The organism is Bradyrhizobium sp. NAS80.1 (assembly GCF_001908205.1).
GTDB lineage: Bacteria > Pseudomonadota > Alphaproteobacteria > Rhizobiales > Xanthobacteraceae > Bradyrhizobium.
Genome location: NZ_LGHL01000260.1, coordinates 1 through 3,003 on the forward strand (window position 1 = coordinate 1; position 3,003 = coordinate 3,003).

5 protein-coding genes are annotated in these 3,003 nt (G+C 58.6%); 2 read left to right on the forward strand and 3 right to left on the reverse strand.

Going from position 1 to position 3,003, the window contains the following annotated elements; all coding sequences use genetic code 11:
* Together AC629_RS40470 and sugE are read left to right on the forward strand one after the other, a co-directional pair.
* The coding region (locus AC629_RS40470; RefSeq protein ID WP_143199832.1) for a L,D-transpeptidase at positions 1-256 on the forward strand (256 nt) is incomplete at its 5' end.
* A gap of 121 nt (positions 257-377) precedes the next feature.
* Entirely contained in the window at positions 378-692 is a 315-nt protein-coding gene (gene sugE, locus AC629_RS40475) for a quaternary ammonium compound efflux SMR transporter SugE (RefSeq protein ID WP_084810256.1), read from the forward strand.
* A gap of 36 nt (positions 693-728) precedes the next feature.
* Here the strand turns inward: sugE and AC629_RS40480 are convergent, their stop codons facing one another.
* From AC629_RS40480 to AC629_RS40485, 3 genes are all read right to left on the reverse strand, one after another.
* Positions 729-1,853, reverse strand: coding sequence for an amidinotransferase (locus AC629_RS40480; protein WP_210419188.1), 1,125 nt, complete (start codon positions 1,851-1,853; stop codon positions 729-731).
* Between the two features lie 363 nt (positions 1,854-2,216).
* The gene (locus AC629_RS46155) at positions 2,217-2,396 is read right to left on the reverse strand and encodes a hypothetical protein (RefSeq protein ID WP_143199833.1); all 180 of its coding nucleotides are present in this window, start codon (positions 2,394-2,396) and stop codon (positions 2,217-2,219) included.
* Between the two features lie 204 nt (positions 2,397-2,600).
* Positions 2,601-3,003: TIGR00366 family protein (locus AC629_RS40485; protein WP_168195708.1), on the reverse strand; the 403-nt coding region annotated here is incomplete at its 5' end.

The window sequence follows — 3,003 nt, forward strand, 5'->3', positions numbered from 1 at the left end:
CCCCGATACGATCGGGAAGCGGGTTTCGTCCGGCTGTATCCGGCTGACCAATGAGGACGTCGTGGACCTTTATGAGCGGGTGAAAGTCGGAGCGAAGGTGATCGTGCTTCCGGCGACCGCTGCCCGTCGACCTTCCCAGGGCGCGCCGACCGACGCTGCTTTCCGATTGCCCGACCCGGCATCGCCGTCGAAGCGGCCCTTGGCGGCCAACGCGCAGATGCCGTCATCTGGACCGAAGATCGCCGAGGCGCAGTAACTCGGTCCTCCGTCCTCGATGCTCAGCCCTGGCCCGATCCTACTACAGATTTTCAAAGCGTTGATTTGGAGTAAACCCTGAGAGAGATTGCTCGTTGTTCAAGTGTTTTTGGGGCATTCCCATGGCTTGGCTCTTCCTGCTCATTGCTGGCCTGTGCGAAATCGCCTGGGCGATCGGCCTCAAATTCACGGAAGGCTTCGCACGCCTTTTACCAACAATCGGCACAGTCGTCGCTATGGCGGCCAGTATTGGATTCCTCGGCATCGCCCTTAAGTCGCTGCCGGTCGGTACGGCCTATGCGGTGTGGACGGGCATTGGCACTGTTGGCACCGCCGCGCTCGGCATCTATCTCTTTGACGAGCCCCTAACGTTGTTTAGGCTTGCTTGTATCGGCTTTATTCTATTGGGCATGATCGGACTGAAAATCACAACTTAGGCGGAACGGTGCGATGAGAACCTGTTGGAAGTCGGCTCAAAAATAGCTCTCCAACGTGCCGCGCCGCCGGACGTCGAGCGTGGCGCAATGGAAGGCGCCACCAAATGCCGCATAGTGTAAGAACTCGCAGGGAATCGGCTCGAATCCCCAATTCTCAAACGCACGCATCGTTGCGGTATGATGTGGATCTACGATGACGCGCTTCTCATCCACCATCAATACGTTCATGTTGAGCCATTTCCCGCATAGCGAAGTGATCCTCAGCACAGGATCGGTGATCGGGTCGGACTCGGGGGCCACGAGGATGTCCCATCCTTTCAAGACGGCCGGAAGACGGTCGACGTCTATGTACTCGGGATTGATCAGGATCTTGCCGGGCCCAAGCGGCAATATGGTGGTGTCGATGTGCATTGGATTGGGACAGCGGCTCTCGATCTCATGGATGCGATAGCCGTCGCCAAGGTGGCGACGCAGCCATTCAATACCAGACGCATTGGTGACGTTGCTGCGCGTCACGAACAGGTCGCGCCCGCAGCGAAAGAAGTCGGCAGCATCAAAGACCGGCTCGAATTCGGTGAGGATGTATGAGATCGGCTCGCCTTTCTTGGGGACGCGAAAATCCGGGTCGAACAGTTCGTCCGTCAGTTGCGGTCTGGGCGCGCTCGTCCACCGCGCGCCACGTTGGAAATAGTCCTTCAGAATCGGACGATAGGAGTGCGTCTCGAAGTAGCGACAAGGCCAAACCATTGGAGTTTCAATGATCTCGTTGCCGATCACGAGCATGCTGTCGCGCGGGCAGGAATTGCAGAAGCCGCGCGCGGACCATTCCGGCGTGCTGAAGCGCTTCCTGTGGTCGACGGCGTCCGGCCGCCTTACGACGATGCCCAGCGACTGTAGCAGCGTAACCAAGCCATCAAGCTCACGCTGAGCCGGTTCGATCATGATCTTTGGGTAACGGAAGCCTGCGAACAGCGACTGGGCACGCGCTGCCATGCCGGGAATGTTGCAGGTGACAACCGGATGATCGGACGGGATAACCGCACCCTCAAGCCTTCCGACTATCACTTCCTCCAGCGTGCCCCACTCGTTGTGTGAGTTCACTGGAGAAACTTGTCCCGCTGGGACGGCATCCGAACCGCGAGCGCGCGTGACCATGTCCATGCATGAGGCCCTCTGTGCGCTACAACAGCCTTTGATCCCAGAAGTTCCAGAGGTCCGACTCCGGTCGCCGGGTCGATCGCAAATCCTTGGTGTCGCCTATTGGGCCCCTGAGCAGACCTTCGCGTCGGCGCTCAAGGAACAGAGATATGAAAAGTCGGTACACCAACATTTTGCTGGAGCAACGTCGCCTGCGGCCGTTTCAAGCGGACGGCGTAAGCTGGAATCCGACCTAGGGCACGTTGACTGGTGGCATAGATGCGGTCGGGCGCGGCACGAAATTTGTTTGATGCTGGCCTCGTGCGGCCAGTATAAGCGAAAAAGCTACAAAGAGAATGAGAAGCCCTCGCATCGAACGACGTCAGATCAAGGCATAGCCACCATAATGGCAAGGGCAGCCTCGCCGTTTCCCGGACCGCCCGACGCAAAGTAGAGCGCAGCGAGCGCGATTGCTCCCAAGATGCCATAACCAGCGATAATCCATCCGTCGTAGTCTCGTGTCGCCTGCGCTGATGACGCGGTGTGAGTATATTCTGTGGTTGCCATGACCTAACTCCTTCGAGTTTGGCGCTCCATAGGCGCGTTGAGATGACGGCGAGTGGCCCTCACGTGGACTTCCATGTTCAGCTTAGCCTCGGTCCCGGACGTACTTCCCGCAGTTACTCATCGCTGAACGTCAGGTACGGCTGGATCGTGACGCGGTCGACAGATCTCTGATTTGCGGCCACGCGCTTTGCGGCCATCTCGCCTTCAACCGATCATTGGCGGGTGAAATGGGATTGTCCCCGCCAGCAACCAGAGAAGAAGCAGCACGACGGGACCGAGAAGCACGAATTGCACGAACGTGAAGCCGACGAGGTCGCGCGCTTTGAGGCCGACGATACCGAGGAGGGGGACCATCCAGAAGGGGTTGATCAAATTCGGCAGGGCTCCGGCGGCGTTGTAGGCCTGGACGGCCCAGCCCAGGTTCACGCGCAAATCCATCGCGGCCTGCATTACGAATGGCGCCTCGACTATCCATCGACCTCCGCCCGATGGAATGAAGATGCCCAAAATCCCGGAATAGATGCCGATGAGGAGAGGAAAAGACTCCGTCGACGCCGCGCTGACGAATGCGGTTGAAAGGCAATCACCCAGTGAATGGCCTGCCGTC

Coding starts and splice junctions, on each gene's coding strand:
- sugE (WP_084810256.1), top strand. CDS start 378: ATGGCTTGGCTCTTCCTGCTCATTGCTGGCCTGTGCGAAATCGCCTGG.
- AC629_RS40480 (WP_210419188.1), bottom strand. CDS start 1,853: ATGGACATGGTCACGCGCGCTCGCGGTTCGGATGCCGTCCCAGCGGGA.
- AC629_RS46155 (WP_143199833.1), bottom strand. CDS start 2,396: ATGGCAACCACAGAATATACTCACACCGCGTCATCAGCGCAGGCGACA.